The following is a 24084-nucleotide window of genomic DNA, read 5'->3' as shown; positions in this document are numbered from 1 at the left end:
AAATAAACACATGTACTGTATTTCACCTAGAGCGATATACAACAGATATACAAGATTTTGTTAAAAATAAACATAATATTCTCCTTTCCAGCATAAATATACACCGTCTATCCAGAAGGCAAAATTGTTCTCCTAACAACGTGCTTTTTGACGGTACTGAACTACCGAAATAGCAGAGGACAGTAACTTAAAAAAGCTTTGACTTGTCAAGGTTTTATCGCTTACAATACTCATTTGTTAGGGTTGGATAAAAGGGGAGTATAAACAGATGAAAAAAAGGATTATTGATATTGCTTTTATAGCACTTGGTGCGTTTATTTTTGCGTTAGCGATTAACTTATTTGTCATCCCGAATGAACTGGGTGAAGGTGGCGTAACCGGGGTTACGATTATCTTATTTTATGTATGGCAATTGTCTCCTGGACTAATGAACTTGGTGATTAATGCATTTTTATTGATTGTCGGGTACAAATTTCTAGATAAAACAACGACCATTTATACAATTCTGGCAGTAGCGTTCAACTCTTTTTTCTTGCATTTGACCGCAGACTGGCGAATTGATTCTAGTGAAATTATGATTAATACGATATTTGGTGGATTGTTTACCGGAGTAGGGATTGGGCTGATTATTCGTGCAGGTGGAACAACAGCAGGGACTGTCATTCTCGCGCGGATCGCCAACAAGTATCTGGACTGGAATATTAGTTATGGCTTACTCTTTTTCGATCTGATTGTAGCGTTCTCGTCTTACTTTATTATTGGTGCACAAAGTCTGATGTTAACGATTGTCATGTTGTATATTGGAACCAAAACGATGGACTTTATTATCGAAGGACTGAATCCGAAAAAAGCCGTTATGATTATATCTGCACAGCAAGATAAGATTGCAGAAAAAGTCATTACGGTGATGGATCGCGGAGTCACCGTATTATCCGGTCATGGATACTATACAAAGACACCGAAAGAAGTATTGTATATCGTGATTAGCAAGCAAGAAGTCTCTGTACTGAAAAAGATCGTCAAAGCGGCTGACCCGAATGCATTTATTACGATTCATGATGTACGTGATGTATTTGGCGAAGGGTTCCTTGAATTGTCTAAATAACCATATAGATACCGTACAGCTATCGCAAACATAAGTACAAACCAGTACATCCAAAATATAAATTAAAATTAGTAGATACCCAATAAAAAAGCCCTACCGCTCCTATGATTTCATAGACGGTAAGGCTTTTTTTGTACTTATTTTATTCAAATTAGACCATAGTAGCTTTTACTTTACACTCTCATTCTCATTGTTGACTGTAGCGTGAGTGGACGGTGAATTGGCTACAGAGTCAGTGGTTTTGAAGCGTTGAATTTCTTGTTGTAGATTTTCTGCAAGAGAAGCCAGAGCATGAGCGGAAGAAGTGATCTCTTCCATCGCTGCCAATTGTTCTTCTGCGGAAGCCGCAATCTCATGGGTAGAAGCCGTATTTACATTCGAAATTTCACTAATTTCATGAACCGATTGAGCGACTTCTACGGCATTACCATTCACTTCTTGTACCAATGAATTCATTTCGGTCAGACTTGATGAAATCTGATGTGAAGATGTTCTTAGCTGTTGGAACTGATCTGCCGCTTGTTGAACAGTCATCATCCCTTCTGCCACAGAACCATGAATATCGGTAAAGGTAGATAGTGAACGTCCAATCTCATCAGTAATCTCTTTCAACAAGTTCTCAATATGTTGGGACGAAGCGCGCGATTGATCGGCTAACTTCTGCACTTCACCTGCAACTACATTGAACCCTTTACCATGTTCGCCAGCACGTGCTGCTTCGATAGCTGCATTCAGAGACAATAGATTGGTCTGCTTCGCGATATCATTGATCGTTTGCAGAATGACTGAAATTTCTTCGGATTTGCGAGATAAGTTCGTTACCACTTCATTGGCTTGATGAACGGATTGATCGATCTGCTGAATCTGACCGACGGTTTGTTGCATTAAGCGATCTCCGCTATCTGCTAGATAATTAGACGATTCGGATAAAGAAAGCAATGAGTTCGAATTGGTCTGTACCGTTTGTAACCAATCGGCAACTTGAGTTAATTGATCTGCACTTTGGCTTACATTTTTATTTTGACGTTCATTTCCGACAGAGAATTGTTCGATCGCTGTTGTGATCTGTTCAGTAGCATGACTGGTCTGTTCAGAACTTGCATTCAATTGCTCTGAAGAAGAGACCACATCACTAACAGAATCGTTAATAGAGCCAATCAATGAGCTTAAAGAGGCATTCATATTATTAAAGACATGTGATAATCTGCCGATCTCGTCTTTGCTACGGTCTACAAGATGATGGGTAAGATCACCATCGCTAATCGCTTCTGCAACAACAACAATTTTACTGAGACGCTTGGTGATCGAACGAGTCACCAGTGCAACAACAATACCACCTATAATTAAAGATAATAGCAAAACAATGATCATTCTGTATAAAATCGGCTGAGTCGCTTCATTGATCTCATCTTGATAAAAGCTTCCTGCAATACGCCATCCAGTAAGATCACTTGTTGTATAAACTAATTGTTTTTGTTTATTTTCGTAAAGGTAGGTGTAGCTCCCTTTGGAATCTGCTCGAGCCATGAGTTCTTCAGAAGACGAATTTTTTTCACCAATAGCTGTAGGATGAGAAATAAAATTGCTGTCTTTACCTACAATAAAAGCATAGCCTTCTTTACCAATTTTAACTGTCGCTGTTGTTGCTTGTAGTGCTTCTAAATTAATATCTAATCCGATAACTCCACTTTGATCGGCTGTTTGCTTGGCAATCGTCACCGTTAATTTCTGAGTAGAAGCCGAAATATAAGGATTCGTTATAATTGCTTTTCCTGATGAAGCAACAGCTTGCTTGTACCAATCACGTTCACGAGGATCATATCCGGCAGGGCTAGGTTTATCAGAAGAAGTGAAAAACTGACCTGTCGTACTTCCCACATAAAGCGACTCTACTTTTTTAAGAGAGGTAGAATAGCTTTTGAATTCAGTAACTAAATTATCTCCATTTGCATAATTGACTTGAGATACCTGACCTGCGAAATAATCAACAATATCTATATTTTGTTGCATTTCCGTATTAACTGTAGAATTTAGCGTTTCTACACTAGATGAAGCGCTATTGATCATTTCATTACTTAATGTTTTTTGGGCTAACCAGTATGATGTGAAGCTAGAAGTACCCAAAGCAACAATCATAACGATAAAGAAAGAAATAATTAATTTGCTGCCTATCGTTTGACAGCTGAGAAAACGTATAATATTTTTCATAACTCCACTCCTATATATCTGCATATTTATTCTCCTATTAACATCGGCAAAAGAACAGAAAAGAAATAGAGTAGATTATGAAAATATTCAAAATGTTTCATGAAACAAAAATGAGTGTATCATTTTTCACATATTATTTCGGGTATCATCCTATTGAAGAATGAATTTGAAGCCATTTGATTTGTAAATACAAACATAAAAAAGCATCTCTATTAAATGATCAATAGAGATACTTTCTTCTATTTATACTTTTAACTGCATATTATAATGTGTTGATAAATTGCTCTAAACGATCCAATCCTTGGGTTAATACCTCTTGCGAATAAGCATAAGAGATTCGAATATACCCTTCTCCATACTCGGAAAAAGCATCCCCCGGAACTACAGCAACACCTGCTTCATCCAGTAAACGCAAAGCAAATTCCATGGAAGCTATATTCAAATGAGCGATCGAAGGGAATAGGTAAAAAGCACCTTCTGGCTTGGTTAATGTCAGCCCCATAGCGATCAAGCGATCATATACATAATCACGTCGTTGTTGGTACTCCTTTTTCATCGGAATGGCGTCGTCTATACCTTGGGTAAGAGCTTCTAGAGCAGCATATTGACTGACTGAACTTGCACAAGTGACATTGTATTGATGTACTTTGATCATATGCTGGGTGAGTGCAGCAGGTGCAAAAGTAAAGCCAATCCTCCAACCAGTCATCGAATGAGATTTGGATAAGCCGTTAATCACAATCGTTTTGTCACGCATACCGTCACATAAAGAAATCGATTGATGAGGGGTATCATAGATCAATTCACTGTAGATTTCATCGGAAATCACAAATACTTCACGTGCTTGCAATAAAGTAGCGATCTCCTGTAATTCGGTAGCACTCATTACCCGTCCGGTAGGGTTAGAAGGATAACCTAAAATAATCGCTTTCGTCCGTGTAGATAGATGTTTTTCGATCAAATCGGCTGTTAATTTGAAATCGGTTGAACGGGTGTCTACATAGATAGGAACACCGCCGGATAAGCGAATAAGCGGTTCATAGCCTGGATAGATGGGCCCCGGTAAAATCACTTCATCGCCCGGTGTAATTAGCGTTCGTAACGTAATATCCAATGCTTCACTAGCTCCATTGGTAACAATCACTTCATCATTAGGATTATAATCTTGTCCGTATTTCTGTCTAACAAAATCAGCTGCTGCTTGTCGTAACGCAGGTAGACCGGCATTAGGTGTATAGACTGTTTTGCCATCGTTCATAGCCACGCCAGCGGCATCAATAATATGTTGAGGGGTTGGAAAGTCAGGTTGACCGATAGTCAGTGAGATCGCATTGGGGTATTGCGCAGCGGCATTAGCAATTTTACGAATACCACTGATTTGAATATCTTTGACCGATGCATTCAATAAATGTTCCATAATAAGATTCCTTTCATCAACCATAATATGTATATCATACTCTATCTAAATCATAGACGAAAAGAGGATCAGCGAACAGCAAAAACACCTAATAGAATGTTCTATTAGGTGCTTGGCTGGGATGAGTTAATTTAAAGTATATGTGTAGTGAGTCGAATCATATTGAGGGCCTGATTTCTCATAAGTGAACCAGTACTCCACTTTTGTGCCTGTGCTAAGTCCAGTGACACTCTGTTTCCATGTGCCTGAACTGTTGGTCATACGGTAATTTTGCTGTGATCCACCATTGATTTTATAGTGGATATCGACATATTTGGCAGCCGTTACAGGCTTGATATTAATACTGATTGCTGTAGCAGACACTTTGGTCACACCTGCTGTGTAGTCTGCGGTCGTGTGATCGCCTGTCCCTGTTCCTGGATCAGGAGTCGGTGTAGTTGGGTCTGTAGGCGTTGGTGGATTGGTTGGATTACCGCCTGTTAGATATTGCCCTGTAAATGGATTGAAATGGGCAAGGGATAAGATTAACCATCCTGTACTGGATACACAGTTTTGCTGCGCCATTACCCAGTAGCTATTGCTTGTGCCTTTAAGAGAATACGGAATACCGCCAAGTGAAGCTCCGCTTGTGCCTTGTTTTTTGATAATTTCAGTGTTGATAGCGTTCGCTTTGGAGACATCGCCTTTCATATAATAAGCCAGCGACATAAAGGCTGATCCTTCAAACCACACGTCTGCTCCTGTATTACCAATCTGATTACCGTTATCGTCATAAGCAGGCTTCACTTCATCGGTCCAATCGAAATCATAACCGGTTAATGTATTGCCAGCATCATTATACGTCAATGTCTGTTTGTAACGTGGATTCGCCAGTGTACCGGGAACACCATTTGCATTTTCAACATAATCTAGACTTGCTCCATAGTTGTGAGTCCCTGTGGTTCCAAGTGCTAATACAGCCCACGGATTCACATCTAGCGGAAGCTTAGGATCGATCAGATTGGTGTCATTTTTCCAACCACCGGTAAAGCGTTTGTTGGCATCATCCCATACTTTATTATCAAGAAAGCTTTTGACTTTAGTCGCAGCTGCATTATATTTGGCTGCTTTGGTCGAATCGACAGACGCATAATATTGCAACACACGATAGATATCAATATTGTGCTCGGTAGAGCTCCACGGTTCATTGGAATTGCTCCATGCACTCCAACCGCCTGCTACACCGCCATTGGCTTGTTGATACTGTAGAGACCAATCTAGCGCTTTGATTGCCATAGGGCGATAGCGAGTATCATTATATTGTTTTTCATACGCCATTGCCGCCATTGCCATCCATACAACAGGTCCTACATGTTCGCGAATTTCTTCGCCTGCACCGTTATTATACCAATATGAATTCAGCCAGTAGCCTGTAGGATCTTGAATATCTCGCATTTTGTTGAGTACTTTCTCAGCACGAACCCGTTCCCCTTTGACGATAAAAGCTATTGCGGCTACCGCCTGATCATACGTGTATACGATCTGTTTCGGATTGTTAGGTCCCCAGAAATCTTCAAAACTATCTACTAATCCGTCAAAAGCCAGTCCTGCTGTAGCATCTTGTTGCGTTTCTAACCATGTTAATGCCCGGTTAGAAGCATCACTTGCCGCATCTGCTCTCACAATGCCTGCTGATGGTAAAGTCGCCCCTACAACCAGTACTGCTGTGAGCAACAAGTGAGTGAATTTCTTTTTCATCAATATTCCTCCTCAAGGATAGTAGATAAATGAATCATAAAATGGGAAAAGGAAGGTTTGAATAGGCTATTTGAATTTCAATAGAGTAAAGTTCCAAAACCATCACTATTTTCCAGTATGTAACATTTATCTCACTCATTTTTACTTATGGAAGCGCTTACGTCAATATGGATAATCAAGGACTTAAGAAAGAGATTCTTGAAAAAGCAAAACTCCTACTCAAATAACATTGGCGTAGGAGTAGCTTGAAAAGGATAAGGGTTATACAAGAGGGCTAGAATAGATAGAGTAGCAAATAGATACCTTTTTTAAGGCAAACGTATGATATCAGCGATCAACGTAGTGCCAACCAATTTATTTTTATACATCGTATTTTTTCCTTGAGTGGGGGAGAAGCGAATACCAAAGTCACTTTTTCCATTGGATGTGATCGTGTTATAGGTCATCTTAGTTGCTGTTACTGTATTTTCGAGATCGATTCCGCCACTGTTACCTGTCCAATCATGAAGACGACCACGAATACGATAATAGGCGTTGTGAGACAGCTGGTTATTGTGAATTCGTAGATCCGAAGAACGAAGAACAATCATACCGGAAAAGTCAGTCTGACTAATATTATTACGCTGAATCCGTGTACCACTCCCCATTTGATCAAGTTCAATCCCAAAAGAACGTGTATCTTTAATAAGGTTATGATCGATCAATAATCCTGTATACAGAGCAGTTGTAGGCACAGGATGTTCTAGATTAGCAGACGCTCTTATGCCTGATCCCAATGAACGATAGATCTGGTTATCTCGAATGATATTGTCATACGCAGGCATAGAATAATGAATCCCTACACCGGGCGAATCGTTGATGATATTGGTAGACACTTCACTATTTCTGCACATATAAAAAGCCAACACCGCATGATGAAGAATATTGTCTTGTACTAATCCATTTTTTTGTAATGAAAAGGATAATCCGTCACCTGCATAATGAGAATAGACTTCATTGCGCAAAAATTGATTACCTTGATCGAGTGTACCTGATTCGACAGCGGCAAGTGTATCTTCACCTGCTTTCACCGAAGGACCTGCAAAATACACAGCAAAAATCGTCTTGGAACCTTGAAAAAGGGAATCTTGAATCATCACTTCATTGGCATCGGCAACCACTAGTGCGGCTCCTGCATTGTTCGTATATGTATCAAGGGTAAGATTGGAAATATGAACATGATCTGCACGAATCACCAGTAGATCACGTGGGGCTTGATTCTGGCGAATAATCACACCATCTCGTGATTGTCCACGTATCGTCGTTCCGTCCAGTTCAATTTGAAGAGTCGTATTTACATTATAGATTCCGTTACGTACAAAAATATGAAGGGCTTGCGCATCAATCGCTTGTTGTAGAGATACATAATCCCCTTCTCCTGAAGCATCTACAATACTTTCATAACTTTCATTGGCAAAAGGAATAGAAGAATCCGCATAGGAGTGTGGAGCAGGTATAGATAGTAGAAATAATGTAAGCAGACAAAGGATGAATACCTTAATCCGTTGATGTATAAAAGTTGTATGCAGATGAATTCCTCCTTGTGATATTGTATAGTCGCTGTAATACATAGATGGATCCAATAAAGTGTAAGGATAGAATCAGTATGACTTAGGAGCTATTATTTCTTTTATTGTAAGGCTTTTGACTGATAATGTAATTGCAATTCTGGTGGTTTTCTTTATAATTGCATTGAACCTTTATTTTATAGGTATATGGATAGAGTATTCGGAATGGCAAATAGTACCGATCTATACGATGGTATTTGGTCTATTGGATAGCTGGTTAGGTAGAAAACGTAAATCATGAAGTATATCGTAATCCAATCTTAAGAATTGCGGATTGGATTTTATTTATGTTCAGCAGATATCTATTTAACATTGCGTATACAATACTTTAATCGTTACAACATCTATTGGTTATAATAAAGAATAGAGGTTATTAAAGGAGGCTGTTATGGGGGACAATACAATTATTCGTTTTGATGGAGTATCGAAGCGCTATGAAGATGGAACAGTAGTGCTCGAAAATATAGAATTTGAGGTAGAACGAGGTAAATTTTATACCTTACTCGGTCCTTCCGGTTGCGGGAAAACCACGATTTTGCGTATGATCGCTGGTTTTACTGAACCGACAGGAGGTTCGATTTATTTTAACGGACAGGTCATCAATAAAGTGCCTGCCAATAAACGTCAAGTGAATACGGTATTTCAAGATTATGCACTCTTCCCCCATTTGAATGTATTTGAGAATGTGGCTTTTGGATTGCGGATCAAAAAAATGAAAAAAGATGCAGTAACCGCCAAAGTGAAAGAAGCTCTTCAGTTCGTCAATCTAGAAGGATATGAGCAACGTTCGATTAGCGAAATGTCAGGTGGACAAAAGCAACGGGTAGCGATTGCGCGTGCACTGGTGAATGAACCGGAAGTTTTACTACTGGATGAGCCATTGTCTGCACTGGATCTCAAATTGCGTACTGAAATGCAGTATGAACTGCGTGAAATTCAGCAACGTTTGGGGATTACGTTTATCTTTGTTACCCATGATCAAGAAGAAGCGCTGGCGATGTCTGATGAAATTTTTGTCATGAATAAAGGGAAAATCGAACAAAGTGGAACGCCAAATGATATCTATGATGAGCCGATTAACCGATTTGTCGCTGACTTTATCGGAGAATCGAATATTGTTCCAGGACGTATGATCGAAGATTTCTTAGTGGAATTTAACGGCAAGAGATTCCATTGTGTCGATCAGGGTCTACGTGATAATGAAAGTATTGAAGTCGTGATTCGCCCTGAAGATTTGGAACTCACAACTGTGGAAAAAGGCAAGCTTAAAGTGCGTGTCGATACCCAATTATTCCGTGGCGTTCACTATGAGATTAGTTGTTATGATGATTCCGGTCATGAATGGTTAGTTCATTCAACTCGTAAAGCCGATCCGGGCAGTGAAATTGGGCTGGATTTTGAGCCGGAAGCGATTCATGTTATGCGTTTTGGAGAAAGTGAAGAAGACTTTGATCGTCGCCTTGAAGGTTATGAAGAAGGTGGGGTCTATGCAGGCTAATACACGCAGCATTTATATGCTGCCTTATTATATCTGGATCGTGTTATTTGTTATCGCACCAGTGGTGCTTGTAGGGTATTATTCTTTTTTTGATGTCGATGGTAATCTGACGCTTCAGAATTATCGGACCTTTTTTACACCAACGTATTTGCAAATGACGATTAGCTCGTTCTGGTATGCGTTTTTAGTGACGTTGTTTTCACTATTAGTAGCATATCCTGCGGCGTATCTGTTAACTCGCACCAAGCATCGGCAATTATGGATTCTGCTGATTATTTTGCCAACATGGATTAATCTATTGCTCAAAACGTATGCGTTTATCGGGATTTTTGGAACGTATGGCCCGATCAATGCATTACTCGGTACATTTGGATTTGGAGAACAGCAATTATTGTTTAATGCGTCTAGTTTTGTTTTTGTATCCGTATATATTTTTATTCCATTTATGATTTTGCCGATCTACAATGCACTGGAAGAAATGAATCCTACACTGGTATCTGCGGCACGTGATCTGGGTGCATCGGGTTGGATGACCTTTAGACGGGTGATTTTGCCGTTAACGATGGCTGGTGTGAAATCAGGCTGTATGGCGGTCTTTATTCCATCTCTATCGCTATTTATGATTACACGTCTGATTGCAGGGAATAAAGTGATTACACTCGGTACAGCGATTGAACAGCATTTCCTTGTCACACAAGACTGGGGTATGGGTTCTACTGTAGCAGTAGTCTTAATTATTGCGATGGCTGTGATTATGATTCTAAGTGGCGGCTTCGGCAAGGAGGTACGTCATGACTAATAAAAATGGTTGGGGTAATCTGTATCTTGTTTTTGTATTTGCTCTATTATATGCACCGATTCTATATCTAATGTATTACTCATTCAACAGTGCAGGTAATATGCATGAATTTGAAGGATTTACATGGGAATGGTATGCCGAAGTATTTCAAGATACACGATTGATTATTATTGTCATTAATACGCTGGTGATTGCATTGTTATCTTCAACAATTGCAACGATGATCGGAATTATCGGGGCACTAGCCATCGACCGGATTCGTCGTCGCCGTCTCAAAGATACGGTGTTGTCGCTGAATAATGTACTCATTGTGAGTCCTGATGTAATTATTGGTGCGTCTTTTCTAATCTTATTTACGATGATTGGGATCAAATTAGGATTTGCTTCAGTATTGATCTCGCATATCGCATTCAGTATTCCGATTACTGTACTGATGATTCTGCCAAGATTGCAAGAAATGAGCCCTTCTTTGATTGATGCGGCTCGTGATCTAGGAGCAAGTCGTCGTGATGTGTTAAGCAAAGTTATTTTGCCATTTATTAAGCCGGGCATTTTTGCAGGATTTTTTATGGCATTTACGTATTCGTTAGATGATTTTGCTGTGACCTTTTTTGTAACAGGGAATGGATATTCGACACTATCGGTTGAAATTTATTCTCGTGCTAGACAAGGGGTTGCGTTATCAATCAATGCGTTATCTACGCTGATCTTCTTATTTACGGTGATGTTGGTAGTTGGTTATTATATGATCAATCGCCGGGCTACCAATAAGCCACGCCGCGAAGAACCGATCGCAGTAGGAGGTCCAAGATGAAGACTCTTACACGGATGTTTCTCAGTATTATCGTGGTCGCTCTGATCTTGATGTATACCGCATCACGCTTGAATGTGAGCGAAGGCTACTCCAGTGGAAATACGCTCACGATCTACAACTGGGGCGACTATATTGATCCAGATATTTTAGATCAATTTCAAAAAGAAACAGGCATTACCGTAATCTATCAGACGTTTGATTCTAATGAAGCGATGTTGACGAAGATTGAGCAAGGCGGAACGACATTCGATGTTGCGATTCCGTCAGATTATGCGATTTCCAAAATGCGTGAAGAAAATCTATTAATTCCGCTCGATCATAGTAAATTGCCGAATTTGAAAAATATTGATCCTAAATTTATGAATCAATCGTTCGATCCTAATAACAAGTATTCTGCACCTTACTTCTGGGGAACCGTTGGAATTGTCTACAATCCCAAGTTAGCCCAAGGGATCAAGTTCGATAGCTGGGACGATCTCTGGGATACTAAGCTACGTAATAATGTGTTGCTAACGGATGGTGCTCGTGAAGTGATCGGGATGTCGCTTAACAGTCTGGGGTATTCGCTTAATGATACGAATGAGCAACATTTACAACAAGCATTAGCCAAGCTCAAAAAGTTGACCCCTAACGTCAAAGCGATTGTAGGCGATGAGATCAAAATGTTGCTGGCGAACAACGAAGCCGCGGCAGGTCTAGTCTTTTCGGGAGATGCGTCTGAGATTATGGATCAGAATGCTGATTTGGATTTTGTCGTTCCCAAAGAAGGTACAAACTTATGGTTCGATAATATGGTTATTCCCAAAACAGCCGCCAATGTCGATGCTGCACACAAATTTATCAACTTTATGCTAGATCCCAAAATCGCTGAGCAAAATACAGAGTATGTAGGCTATTCTACACCGAATGCCAAAGCACTCAAGTTATTGCCGGAAGACATTTCGAGTGACGAACGCTTTTACCCGCCACAAGAACTAACGGATAAGCTTGAAGTATATGATAATCTGGGCAAAAAAATGCTGGTGCATTATAATGAGTTGTTTTTGCAGTTTAAAATGAATAAGTAATAGAAAATGTTATTAAGAAATCGCATTAGAATTTATTCTAATGCGATTTTTTTGATGGAAATATTTCATCATTTAACTTTTTTAAATAGATACATTCTTTTATACGTTGTACAATAAAATAAAAATTTACTTTATTTACAATTAAATGAAACTTTTTGCTGAATAATACGTCTATAATGTGGATTAAAATAGCTTTTATTAAATGATGGAGGCGATTTTAGTATGAAAAAAGTTTTTATCGTTGTAACTGCTCTTTTATTATTTTTTTCAAGTAATTCTACTACCAGAGCTGATGTTTTTGATGATTCTAAAGTCAAAGTAATTTTAGATGGTTCAGAAATTAAATTTGATCCGAATGCAATTATCCAAAATGGAAATACTATGGTTCCTTTTCGCCAATTATTTGAGGCTTATGGTGCAAGCGTAAGTTGGAACCAAAACACTAAAACAATAACAGCCATAAAAGATGATAAGACGATTAAATTAACCTTAGACCGTTTTGATGCTTACATTGATAATAAAAAAATAAAATTGACACAAACTCCCTATATGGCTAAAAACACAATACTAGTCAATTTGAGATTTGTTAGCGAAGCTTTAAATGCTAAAGTAAATTTTGATAAGCCTCATTTAAGAGTAACAATAAATCGGTTGAAATGAATAAAAGAAGCTATTCTAATTTTTATCGACATAGAATAGCTTCTTTTATTTATACAAATATGTAATATAATTGAAAAAATGATAAATATATATTATGATACATTTAATTAATTTAGGGAGGTTTTAATTATAAATAATGGTTAGGTTTACATAGTATTTTAAAGTTTAGGTTGTAAATCATTAGATTGAAAATCTTAAAACTAGAGAGGATGTTTGATTTGAAAAGTAATTTTTTGAAATTAACACCAATTCTTTTTTCTATAGTTTTGTTCTCATCTTTAATTGCTCCTACATCTCCAGTTGCAATAGCAGCATCTACAACGGATGGAGTAAGTATAAGTAATGAAACTGATCAAAAAATTCAAGATTCTAAATTGGCTGAAATATTGGATACTTCGAGAAAGATAGCTAGTGAGTATAAAAAAAATAATCTACGTTCACTAAATGTTTCAGAAACGAAGCAAGTAATTGATTATTACCGTATTGAAAATGAGACTGGATATTTTTACGAGACAACTCCAGACAATAAAGAATCTCTAGTAATCATTGATTTAAATGATACTCCGCTTGATAAAAATATAGCAGAATCCACGTCTGTGGCTGCCGCAATTTCAAGTATACCTAGTGGAATAGGTGGACGTGCAGTTATCTCAAAAAACGGTTCATATTTAAATGCAACCGTGACAACAGCCACTGCAAGTCAGATGGGATCTACAAAAAGTGGGATAGGTTGGATTTACTCAGGCTTTAATGGAACGGGTAAAAGATCTAACGGAACCAACTATTCAATGGGAACAGATATGGGATTACAATACAGTAATGCTTATGGATATGTAAAATGGACTCCATATGTTTTACTCAATGATGGCGGTAAAGAGATTTTTGGAGATCCTTTGCGAGGATATGATAAACTTCAATATAAAAATGGATTTGTTGGCGGTACTGATGTGAATTTTACTGTTTATAAAAATGTGAATAATAATACTCGGTTGAGTTTAATTGGATTTGGAGTTTGTGCAGATATGGAATGTAATAATACTGAAGATACGTACTTGACTTCTATAATAGAAGTGGCAGGAACAAATATTAATACTGTAAGTACATGGAAAGTATTAGCGACTGTAGCGGGCAGCGAGAATGTCACCGGTAAAAACTACGCTCGTTTTAGTAATATTAATTTAGATGGTAACGCAGTTACTCCTGTAGTTGATGCACAAGATTATGCTACAGTGAGTGTCAGTGGGAATAATGCGACAATTAACGTTTCTAGATAAATTTTCAAATAAAAGTATGGTTCTAATTACATTAGAATCATACTTTTTATTTTGAGTGCAATGTGTGCAGGGAGTTTAAATACCTTGAAAATACAAACTATAAATCTTAATTTCACACATTGTTAAAAGTAAGCGCTAACATCATAATAAAGTCATAAACCGTACGTTTTGTACAAATTATCCAATAAGGGGGATATTAAAAGATATGAAAATGCCAAGCAAAACAGTTGCTCTGTTATTAGCAGGTGCACTGGCGTTCGGACTTGCAGGTTGTGGTAACAGCGATTCAAGTTCAAGCGGTTCAGGAGCAAGTGGAGACAGTGGGGACAAAACAAAAATCACGTTCCAAAATATTTATCCTGATCCAACCACACCAACGTACAAAATGATTCACCAGATCGTCGATCAATATGAGAAAGAACATCCAAATATTGATATCGAACTGGATACGCTAAATACAGATCAACAAAAATTAAAACTTAAAACACAAGCGGCTTCTAAAGAAATCCCTGATATCACGATTGTGAATCCAGCAGCTCAGATGAAACCGTATATCGATGCAGGCTTGCTTGCTCCATTGAATGATGTCGTTGACAAAGGCGGTCTAAAAGATACATATCAAGAAGGACTGCTTGATTATTACAGCAAAGATGGAAATGTGTATGCACTTCCAGATGGTAATAATATCGAAGTTGGTTTTTATAACAAAGCTTTATTTGCCAAAGCAGGCATCGCTGCTCCGCCAACGACATTCGATGAGCTACTTGCAGATGTGAAAAAGCTTAAAGATGCAGGTATCACGCCTATCGCAATCGGTGAGAAAGATTCATGGACAGGGTCATTCCTATTTATGAACATCTTGCTTCGTACTAACGGTGGACCTGGATTCTTGCAAGATGTAGCAGATGGCAAAAAAACATTTAATGATCCTGCATTCGTCGAAGCTGTCGATGCTTTCCAAAAATTAGTTCAAGCAGGCGCTTTCCCTGAAGGTGCAACATCGATTGATGCTACAGCAGGCGGTAACATGTTCCGTACAGGTCAAGCGGCTATGTTCTTTATCGGAACATGGGAAACAGGCGCTAACGACGGTTCAACGATCGGTAAAGACGTGAGCGTATTCAAATTCCCTACGGTTAATGGTAAAGGAAATCCAGATGAGTTCATGTTAGCTCCAGGTAGTGCATTTGCCGTATCTGCGAACAGTGAACATTTAAAAGAAACCAAAGATTTCTTAAACTACTTTGCACTGAACTTACCTAAAGTATCGTTCGAATTGAAAAATGCGGTCGGTCTGGGTCAAAAAGTAGACGGTGACTTCAAAGCCGCTGGATATTCTCCACTTGCGATTGATGTACTGGATCTGTTCAAAAATGTAAAAGGTGGCGACTTGTCATTCGATAACACGATGAACCCAGCCGTATCTCAAGTCCATTTAAGCAGTATTCAAAGTCTATTTGTACAACAAGTGGATCCAAAACAAATTGCCCAAGAGCATCAAGCTGCATTTGAAGCGAATCCTTAAACTAACCTAGAGATAGATATGTGATATGTAGCAGCGAGGGGGCGTCAACAGCGTCCCCTTCGCTATGAGTAGAATAGGCCAAAGAGAGAAAATAAACTTTAGAGTTGGAAGGAGGGAGAAGCCATGAATGTACTAAAAGTACCTGCTCGCACGATTGCTATTTTTGTACTTCCTTGTCTGATCCTTTACATAGGAACAGTGTTTATTCCTATTCTGGTTTCTTTTTACACAGCGATGTTGGACTGGAATGGTATTTCAGATGCCAAGTTTGTCGGTCTGGCGAATTTCAAAACATTACTGTTTGATGATCCTAACTTCTGGATGTCTGTGAAGCGTACGATTATGTATGCTGTCTTTTCCATTATTGAGATCCCAATTTGTTTGTTGTTCGCTATCTTGTTGAATCGTTATATTCGCAAAGGAAATCGTTTGGTGACGATCTATTTTGTTCCTGTTATTTTGTCTAACGTTATTTTGGGACAATTGTGGAAAACGATCTACAATCCGGCTTCGATGGGCGGGATGTTAAATGGCGTATTAATCAAGCTAGGTCTGGATAGCTGGACACATAGCTGGTTGACGGAGCCTGCGATTGCGATGTATGCAATCTACTTTGTATCGTTGTGGCAGTACTTTGGTTACCATCTGTTGATCCAATTTACAGGGGTACAGAATATTCCAGACGAAATCTATGAAGCTGCCAAAATTGATGGAGCCGATGGATTCAAAGCAGACCGTTATATTACATTCCCGATGGTAGTGCCTATTTTCAAAATCTCGGTGGTGCTTGCCTTTATCGGTTCACTGCAAGCTTTCGAGCTAGTCATGGTTATGACCGGTGGTGGCCCTGCACATGCGACCGATACGATAGCGACGCATATGTATAATATGTCGTTCTTATCTCAGAAGTACGGGTATGGTAGTGCGGTAGCGACATTCCTTGTTATTTTCTGTCTGGTCATCACCGTAGTGATCAATGGTGTATTTAACAAAATCGAACGTAAAGTGACGTAGAGGAGGAGAGCACGATATGAATAATGTGAAAAAATGGTTCGTGTATCTACTCTTCGCGATCCTGATCGTTACGCAATTGTATCCACTATTATGGCTAGTGATGTATTCACTCAAAACCAACGAAGAAATTCTAGGAGGTAGCTTTTTCGCTCTTCCGAATATTCCGCAGTGGCATAACTATGCAGATGCTTATACTTCAGGTAGCTATCTCAAGTATTTAGGCAACAGTGTCATCGTTACAGCGATTAGTTTGTTTGCTGTTATTATTTTCAGCTCAATGACCGCATATGCGATTACTCGCTTTAAATGGAAATATGGTCAATATGTGATGTTGCTGTTTTTGCTAGGCATGATGATTCCACTACAAGCGACATTATTACCACTAATGATTATTTTCAAAAACTTAGACCTGCTTAATACACGCTGGTCGATTATTATTCCGTACACAGCGTTTGCTTTACCGATTGCGGTATTTATTTTAAGTGGATTTATGCGATCTATTCCGACGGATATCGAAGAATCTGCTTTTATGGATGGAGCAAGTGTGTACCGGATTTTCCGTAGTATTATTTTGCCGATCTCTGTGCCACCTGTGATGACGGTATGTATTCTAACCTTTATCAATATCTGGAATGAGTATATTGTAGCGGCGACTTTTATTTCATCCGAAGAACTCAAAACGTTGCCGTTCGGGGTGTATACCTTTGTCAGTCAGTATTCAGTCAATTACGGAAATATCGGAGCATTTCTTGTCATGGGTGCGTTACCGGTTATTATTTTCTACTTTATTCTGTCTGAACGTATCACAAAAGGAATGGTTGCAGGAGCAGTAAAAGGATAATTACCAAAAGCTACACAAAACTATTTTGCCAGAAGCTACCTTTATTGGTACTATCTCTGTATAGGGACTTGGCGGTAATCATGAAGAGGAACCAATCCTTTTTATGGTTACCGCCCTTTGGCTTTTTAGCGAACCTTGTAGAAAGGAGCATTCCACCGTGTCACGAAGCTTACATTCGATTCATAATCGGTTATTTATTTTGTTTTTGTTCTGTATGGCTGGGATTGTGTTGTTAGTGAGCATCCTTTTTTATAATCGTACAACGACTCAATTTCATGAAAAGCTAGGCGAGATTGCACAGAAAAATGTATCACAAACGGTGGGATTGCTTGATCTTCTACTAGGTAGTTATGATAGCCTTTCCAAATCGATTAGTGCCAATGTAGATATTGTACGTCTGCTCGGTCAGAAGTCAGCAAGTTCGCCGCAAGTGGAGTACATTAATCAGAATTACATTACAACGATTATGGGTGCGATTTACTTTTCACGGGATGATCTAGTAGGAATTCATGTGATCGGTGAAAATGGCAAAATCTACGATTATAGCAATTCGATGAATGTGATCGATCCTGAATATACAAAATCGTCATGGTATCAGCAGATTAGCGGGTCGTCCGGTCAGATGGTATGGCTAGGTGTGTTTCCTCATTCGATTATCGATCAGGTGGAAGATCAGCCTGTGTTTGCTTTCGGTCGCCCTATTTTCAATCTCAATGAGCAACATCAGATAGGCATTGTATTGATCGAAGCACGAGCAGATACTTTTTTAACAGCAATGAATAATCTGAAATTAGGACCTCATAGTGAAGTGAATATTGTAACAGGCGATGGCAAACATATCCCAACTTCGATAGAACCGAACAGTAAGCCTGGAACGATACCACCACATATTTCACTTCCTCAGATTCCCGGTCAGGTCAATGTACAGCAGAATAATAGCCGTCTGATTGCCGCTTCCAAGCTGGGTACCACCAATTGGACAATCGTCAGCTCCACACCAGATCGTGATCTCAATGTCGAACTGACTCAGACCAAGCGTTATTTATTTATTGTGGTCACGGTGCTGATTGTGGTCTCTGCACTGATCGCTTTTATCGTTTCCCGTACGATCTCTTCGCCACTCAAGCGATTGATTCGAGAAATGAAGCAAGTGGAAAATGGGAATTTTCGTGGCATGGTGACCGTTACCTCTTACGAAGAAATCAATTCACTTGTATTATCGTTCAACCATATGGTCGCGCGTATCGAAGAACTGATCGAACGGGTCAAAGTCTCTTCGGTCAGTGAAAAGAATGCCGAGCTTCATGCGCTTCAATCACAGGTTAATCCTCACTTTCTCTATAACACACTGGATATGATCTACTGGATGCTCGATGAAAAAGGAAATGATGAGCTGGGCGATGTGGTGCTATCGTTATCGCATATGTTCCGTTATAGCAGTCATTGGGAAGACCATGCACTGGTTACGTTACGAGAAGAGATCGAACAGATCAATCATTATCTGACGATTATTCTGATCCGACTGGATGGTCGGTTAAGTGTAGAGATTGATGTCGAAGAGCAGTGGATGGATCTTCATGTGCCGAAGATGTTGCTACAACCGATTATCGAAAATGCGGTCAAACATGGCTTAGAAGCATTAGATCGACCGGGCATTTTGCGAGTGAGAGCGATACCGGATCGCAAATACCTCAATATTATTATTTCAGATAATGGTAAAGGCATGAATGAGTCTACCTTGGAGCGACTGCGAGATTCATTACTTCGTCCAACCGATCCTGTACATCGTGAACGGAAAAGTATTGGCTTGCAAAATCTACATCAGCGGTTGTCTCATATGTTCGGGATTACTCATGGTATACAGATCGAGAGTTCTCTTGGAACAGGGACAGCGGTCAAATTAGTGCTACCGTTATCTGATCAATCTTCTCTTCTATCCTTGTCTGCGCAGACGATAGAGTCTGAATATTCAGATCAACCTATTTCGATCCATAAAGGAGGTATTGTTCGTGCACATTCTGATTACAGATGATGAAAGTTATATCCGTGAAGGGATCAAGCGTACCATCGAAAGTGTTTTTCCTAATTATCATGTTCATCTAGCATCTTCTGCGGAAGAAGCGGTATTGATGATGAGCCAGCATCGGATCGATATTATTCTGACCGATATTCTGATGCCCGGTATTAACGGTCTCGAATTGATGCGTATCTCCCGTCACAGTCAGCCTCAAGCGAAATGGATTGTCATCTCGGCGCATTCCGAGTTCTCTTATGCGCAACAAGCATTACATTTAGGAGCAAGAGATTATCTACTGAAGCCGATCGGCAAAAAGAAACTGGTCGAACTTATGGAATCGCTTACGATTGAGATCCGTCAGGAAAGAGTCGTTTCCAAAGGAGAAGAAGCGCTCAAAGATGGATTGAATTACTTGCGAGAAGCAGTGTTTCAACGGTTAGCGGCAGGACTCAGTATGGGCAAAATCAGTCTGGATACTTTTATCGCCGATTATCCTGAATTTCATCTGATTCTGGTCAAAATGGAACAAGATGAGCGCAGTACTCATCTGGAACATTTTATCGTGGAAAATGTATTGAATGAATTGATCGATCAGTCAGGTCAAGGATTCGTCGTGAGCTTTGATCGCAATAGTCTACTAGGCTTAGTCACCTTGCATGCTCATGTACAGATCGAGCATTTGTTAGAGCCATTGCAAGGGCATTTGCATAAGTATTTGAAAGTTCCTTTTTCCACCCGACACTCGGGTCCTCACCATGAGATTGAACATGTGGCTGTTGAAGTCAATCGACTTCGTGAAGAGAAAATTCAGCAAATCGATGCGCCAGAAGAAGGAAGCAGTAGCGATCAGGCGATTCAAGTGGCGCTACAGTATATTCGCGCGCATTTTAACGAAGAATTGTCTTTGGAAAAGGTAGCGGCTGTTGTATTTCTCAATCCGATCTATTTCAGCCAGTTGTTCAAGCAGAAAACAGGACAAGGGTACAAAGATTATGTGATCTGTCTGCGGATGGAACAAGCCAAAGTACTATTGCACAATCCCAAGCTCAAGCTAGCTGATATTGCAGAGCAGATCGGCTACACCAATGTAGGGCATTTCACTCAAGTATTCCGCAAGAAGTTTATGGTGACCCCGACAGAGTATCGGATGCAGGAGAAAATCTTGAATACGTGAATGTGACTTGATCACTAAACAAAGATTAATTAGGATATAAAGGGGGTGAATGATGTCTACGTCAGAAAAGAATATGTTGAATATTGTTCTGTTGATTGTGTTGTTTGTAGCACTGATCTATTTTTCACAACCGTTGAATGATGTTTCGATAGGTCCTGTGATCACTATGGGGATGGTTACATTACAAGCGATGATCTATTATATACATGGTTATAAGAATCAGACAGGTATTGAACAAACATGGCTCCAAGTGTTTATGGTAGTATCGTCTTTGATTATAATTGTGTATTTATTTTGGGTGCATCAATGGCTCATTATTAAATTATTGTACTGGGTATTAGAAGGCTCTCTTTTCTATGGATATGCAAAAAAACTAATCATTAGTAAACTACACGCTAAACCTAAGTAACATGATATCCATAGTAATTTACATAAATAATCCGTTCGGTTTTGTGCTTTTAAAATTAGTTTCATTTGTATGAATATTGGAGTAGAAAGGATGCAATGATTATCAATAAATATACTATTGGTTTGGCATTTTATATGCTTTTCTCTATTTGTGTCATTATCGGTTGTAGTAACCAAGAGGATTATAATAAGGTTCCAGCGTTAAATGCACAATGGAGTGATTCTATTCAGAAAAGAAGTATCCCTGTGACAGTGGCTACATACAATTGGAATGGACAAATGACGTATGGAGGACCCTGGGAAGCTACCGAAAAGCAAGAACCTACCCTTGTCAAAGGAAATGCTACTATTCAACTTTCTTTTGATGGAAAAAGTCCTGATGAAGTTCTAATTCGTGAATATCCAAATAAAACAGAGTTTAAAAATATAGATAAAGCATCCAACCAAATTATTGTACCGAACAAACCAGGTGTATATGTATTTGGCGTAGACGGTACATGGGGAAATGATGGTGTAATATATGCTTTGAAAGTCAAAGTGAAATAACTTCGAATGATGATGAACTCAATATAGAATACATAAAACCCTAACTTCGCATAGAAGTCAGGGTTTTTATGTGCAGTTCTTATTCATTTGATAAAAATCAAGTGTTAACGCCAAGTCTAATAAGCCAATCCTACTCGATATCCAATATACCGAGGGTCGCTTAACTGCTGATACGTGAAATAGGCTGTATCTCCTGTTGAAATCGATGCTCCACCTTCAGGTAGAACATCTTGCTCATCACGATAGACACCGGTGTAATCTCCATCAGGCAAGTACGTCGGACAGACCACTGTCCAGTCTAGCCCAGAATCGCGCAAAGTCTCATACATCATCCGGTGTTCTTCCGCAGCACGGGTGCTTTTGCGCTTGGATTCAGAAGATTCATAGCGGTACTTATCGGCTTCAATGCGGCTTTGTAAAATACCTGCTGTACCGACTGTAATAATGCGCGCAATCGACTGCTTCTGCATCAGCTCAGCAATCATCGGCGTGCTGACAGATAACGTATTTGTTTTATCGGTATTCAGTGTACTGATGACAGCTTGTACCCCGTCCAACGCCGTATAAAGGTCACTACTGTTCAATACATCACCGACAATAACACGCAGACTTGGAATCTGCTCACTGATTGGTAAAGAGTGATTGATCGCTGACATATTTTTAGAAGAGTCTACCAAATCCTCTGCATATTCTGCCAATTGCACATTTAACTTATCCAGAGAACGCACTAATACGGTAACTTCATGTCCATCTTGAAGTGCATATTGCAAAACGAATCGTCCGACACGTCCGGTAGCACCAAGCAGTAATATACGCATTAGTTACTCTCAGCGTTTTTCCAGTTTTGCTCACAAAATGCTGCTAATTCTTGTTCTTCCTCTTCTTCTAGGTCGAAATCAAGTACACGTTCTGTGCCTTTTTCCATAATATCGTAGCTCACAATACCATTGCCTGTTTCTTGGACTTTATAGATTGCACGAATATATAGACCATTTACGGAGTAAATATCATCTTCTTCATCCACTTCAAAATCGATAAAAAATTCATAGCGTTTACCTACCAAAATCTCAAAAGGGTCTTTAATCATTTCTACTTGATAACTGGTAATATCCATAATTCTATTCCTCCTGCATCCTTTAGCGATGCGATTATATTATTCTAGTGATGGTATACATATAGAGTTCGCTATCATTGCTCAGTGCCGTCTTATTATAGCACGATTGCCGGAAAGTAGAGGATAGGGAAAGTGTGCTTCTTTTAGATTGAACAAATGTTTAATGTCTATTGAACAATTGTAAAAAGCATTGTATACTCAAAAGATACATGACATGTCAGCTTTTTCGCAAGTGATCGTCATCCAGATTGGCTTAGAGGAGAGAAATGGAATGAAGGCTTTATCCAAAGGGCAAACTGCTCTATTTTTAGCATTTTTGATCTTAATGTGGGGTGTGAACTGGCCCTTATCCAAGTTCGCATTAAACTATGCACCTCCTATTTTATTTTCCGGTATTCGGACATTGATTGCAGGGTTATTACTATTGGTTGTTGCTTTACCACGTTTGCGTGATTTACGTTGGAAGCAGACTTGGAAAATCTATGCGATATCTGCAATTCTAAATATTATTTTGTTTTATGGTTGTCAGACCATTGGGATCGCTTATATGCCAGCTGGATTGTTTTCAGCGATCGTCTTTTTACAACCGGTATTGGTAGGATTCCTATCCTGGTTATGGGTGGGCGAATCGATGAATCCGCTCAAAGCTGTCGGACTAATCTTAGGTTGCGCAGGCGTAGCTACGATTAGTGCAGGGGGCTTCTCAGGTTCTATTTCAGTGATCGGTATCGTATTGGCTTTGGCATCGGCAGTGAGCTGGGGTGTCGGAACTGTGTATGTGAAAAAAGTAGGCGACCGTGTCGATCCGATTTGGTTGGTGACTATTCAGTTGATTATGGGTGGAGTCGTGATGACTGCTGTCGGCACAGGAACCGAAAGCTGGGGAGACATTACGTGGAACGCTACGTTTATTGGTGTATTGCTGTTTATCTGTATTTTCGCAATCGCACTAAGCTGGTTATGCTTCTTCCGTCTTGTCGGTTCAGGTGAAGCAAGCACAGTGGGTTCATACACGTTCTTGATTCCATTAGTATCCATTATTCTTAGTGTACTCTTTATGGGTGAGTCGGTAACGGTTAACCTGATTATTGGACTGGTATTGATCGTCATTAGTATTTTACTGGTCAATCGTACACCGAAAGAAAAATCAGGTCATACACCTGTTGTGAATATCGACACCAAAGAAGTACATTCTTAATCCAATAGAAATATAAAAATAAAAAGACTCTTTGATTGAAGCTCATTCGATCAAGGAGTCT

At 39.4% G+C, this 24084-nt stretch carries 21 protein-coding genes; 15 read left to right on the top strand and 6 right to left on the bottom strand.

Annotated elements, in window-relative coordinates; genetic code table 11:
- Positions 1 to 268: 268 nt before the first annotated feature.
- Complete coding sequence (locus PO903_RS04520; protein ID WP_137223975.1) at positions 269 to 1105, top strand: YitT family protein; 837 nt, start codon at positions 269 to 271, stop codon at positions 1103 to 1105.
- A 168-nt stretch (positions 1106 to 1273) separates the two neighbouring features.
- Here the strand turns inward: PO903_RS04520 and PO903_RS04515 are convergent, their stop codons facing one another.
- The 4 genes from PO903_RS04515 to PO903_RS04500 all read right to left on the bottom strand — a co-directional run bounded on the left by PO903_RS04515 (position 1274) and on the right by PO903_RS04500 (position 8077).
- Positions 1274 to 3313: a methyl-accepting chemotaxis protein gene (locus tag PO903_RS04515; RefSeq protein ID WP_273592727.1), complete on the bottom strand. Its 2040-nt coding sequence runs from the start codon at positions 3311 to 3313 to the stop codon at positions 1274 to 1276.
- Positions 3314 to 3575: 262 nt separating this feature from the next.
- The gene (locus tag PO903_RS04510) at positions 3576 to 4730 is read right to left on the bottom strand and encodes an aminotransferase A (RefSeq protein WP_273592726.1); all 1155 of its coding nucleotides are present in this window, start codon (positions 4728 to 4730) and stop codon (positions 3576 to 3578) included.
- A gap of 126 nt (positions 4731 to 4856) precedes the next feature.
- Entirely contained in the window at positions 4857 to 6467 is a 1611-nt protein-coding gene (locus PO903_RS04505; protein WP_273592725.1) for a prenyltransferase/squalene oxidase repeat-containing protein, read from the bottom strand.
- 308 nt (positions 6468 to 6775) lie between these two features.
- Complete coding sequence (locus tag PO903_RS04500; RefSeq protein WP_273592724.1) at positions 6776 to 8077, bottom strand: right-handed parallel beta-helix repeat-containing protein; 1302 nt, start codon at positions 8075 to 8077, stop codon at positions 6776 to 6778.
- A gap of 385 nt (positions 8078 to 8462) precedes the next feature.
- Between PO903_RS04500 and PO903_RS04495 the strand changes: the two genes are divergently transcribed.
- The 13 genes from PO903_RS04495 (at position 8463) to PO903_RS04435 (ending at position 21711) form a co-directional block, all read left to right on the top strand.
- A complete protein-coding gene (locus PO903_RS04495; RefSeq protein WP_069325772.1) occupies positions 8463 to 9572 on the top strand; it encodes an ABC transporter ATP-binding protein in 1110 nt (369 codons plus the stop codon).
- On the top strand, positions 9562 to 10371 hold the full coding sequence (locus PO903_RS04490) for an ABC transporter permease (protein ID WP_273592723.1): 810 nt from the start codon (positions 9562 to 9564) through the stop codon (positions 10369 to 10371). The genes PO903_RS04495 and PO903_RS04490 overlap by 11 nt, the downstream gene beginning before the upstream one ends.
- A complete protein-coding gene (locus PO903_RS04485; protein ID WP_069325770.1) occupies positions 10364 to 11185 on the top strand; it encodes an ABC transporter permease in 822 nt (273 codons plus the stop codon). The genes PO903_RS04490 and PO903_RS04485 overlap by 8 nt, the downstream gene beginning before the upstream one ends.
- Entirely contained in the window at positions 11182 to 12252 is a 1071-nt protein-coding gene (locus tag PO903_RS04480) for an ABC transporter substrate-binding protein (RefSeq protein ID WP_273592722.1), read from the top strand. The genes PO903_RS04485 and PO903_RS04480 overlap by 4 nt, the downstream gene beginning before the upstream one ends.
- Before the next feature lie 222 nt (positions 12253 to 12474).
- A complete protein-coding gene (locus PO903_RS04475; protein WP_273592721.1) occupies positions 12475 to 12912 on the top strand; it encodes a copper amine oxidase N-terminal domain-containing protein in 438 nt (145 codons plus the stop codon).
- A 218-nt stretch (positions 12913 to 13130) separates the two neighbouring features.
- The gene (locus PO903_RS04470) at positions 13131 to 14186 is read left to right on the top strand and encodes a YrpD family protein (RefSeq protein ID WP_273592720.1); all 1056 of its coding nucleotides are present in this window, start codon (positions 13131 to 13133) and stop codon (positions 14184 to 14186) included.
- A gap of 205 nt (positions 14187 to 14391) precedes the next feature.
- Positions 14392 to 15711, top strand: coding sequence for a sugar ABC transporter substrate-binding protein (locus PO903_RS04465; protein ID WP_137223965.1), 1320 nt, complete (start codon positions 14392 to 14394; stop codon positions 15709 to 15711).
- Between the two features lie 123 nt (positions 15712 to 15834).
- Positions 15835 to 16725 carry a carbohydrate ABC transporter permease gene (locus tag PO903_RS04460; RefSeq protein ID WP_069325767.1) on the top strand — a complete coding sequence of 297 codons (891 nt, stop codon included), beginning with the start codon at positions 15835 to 15837 and terminating at the stop codon, positions 16723 to 16725.
- A gap of 16 nt (positions 16726 to 16741) precedes the next feature.
- Positions 16742 to 17566, top strand: a complete 825-nt coding sequence (locus PO903_RS04455; RefSeq protein WP_069325766.1) for a carbohydrate ABC transporter permease — start codon at positions 16742 to 16744, stop codon at positions 17564 to 17566.
- Between the two features lie 157 nt (positions 17567 to 17723).
- Positions 17724 to 19598: a cache domain-containing sensor histidine kinase gene (locus PO903_RS04450; protein ID WP_502921663.1), complete on the top strand. Its 1875-nt coding sequence runs from the start codon at positions 17724 to 17726 to the stop codon at positions 19596 to 19598.
- A complete protein-coding gene (locus PO903_RS04445) occupies positions 19576 to 20757 on the top strand; it encodes a response regulator (protein ID WP_137223961.1) in 1182 nt (393 codons plus the stop codon). The genes PO903_RS04450 and PO903_RS04445 overlap by 23 nt, the downstream gene beginning before the upstream one ends.
- Before the next feature lie 52 nt (positions 20758 to 20809).
- Positions 20810 to 21166 (top strand): hypothetical protein, encoded by a 357-nt coding sequence (locus PO903_RS04440; RefSeq protein WP_273592719.1) that lies wholly within the window; start codon positions 20810 to 20812, stop codon positions 21164 to 21166.
- Between the two features lie 95 nt (positions 21167 to 21261).
- On the top strand, positions 21262 to 21711 hold the full coding sequence (locus PO903_RS04435; RefSeq protein ID WP_273592718.1) for a hypothetical protein: 450 nt from the start codon (positions 21262 to 21264) through the stop codon (positions 21709 to 21711).
- A gap of 116 nt (positions 21712 to 21827) precedes the next feature.
- Here the strand turns inward: PO903_RS04435 and PO903_RS04430 are convergent, their stop codons facing one another.
- Positions 21828 to 22529, bottom strand: a complete 702-nt coding sequence (locus tag PO903_RS04430) for an NAD(P)-dependent oxidoreductase (protein WP_273592717.1) — start codon at positions 22527 to 22529, stop codon at positions 21828 to 21830.
- Entirely contained in the window at positions 22529 to 22825 is a 297-nt protein-coding gene (locus PO903_RS04425) for a DUF6509 family protein (RefSeq protein WP_069325761.1), read from the bottom strand. The genes PO903_RS04430 and PO903_RS04425 overlap by 1 nt, the downstream gene beginning before the upstream one ends.
- 271 nt (positions 22826 to 23096) lie before the next feature.
- Here PO903_RS04425 and PO903_RS04420 point away from each other — a divergent pair, with 271 nt between their 5' ends.
- Positions 23097 to 24023: a DMT family transporter gene (locus PO903_RS04420; RefSeq protein WP_069325760.1), complete on the top strand. Its 927-nt coding sequence runs from the start codon at positions 23097 to 23099 to the stop codon at positions 24021 to 24023.
- Positions 24024 to 24084: the final 61 nt, after the last annotated feature.

The organism is Paenibacillus sp. PK4536 (genome assembly GCF_028594455.2).
GTDB lineage: Bacteria > Bacillota > Bacilli > Paenibacillales > Paenibacillaceae > Saccharibacillus > Saccharibacillus nuruki.
Note: the sequence above shows the minus strand (reverse complement) of the source record. Positions and strands in the feature narration are given on the sequence as shown.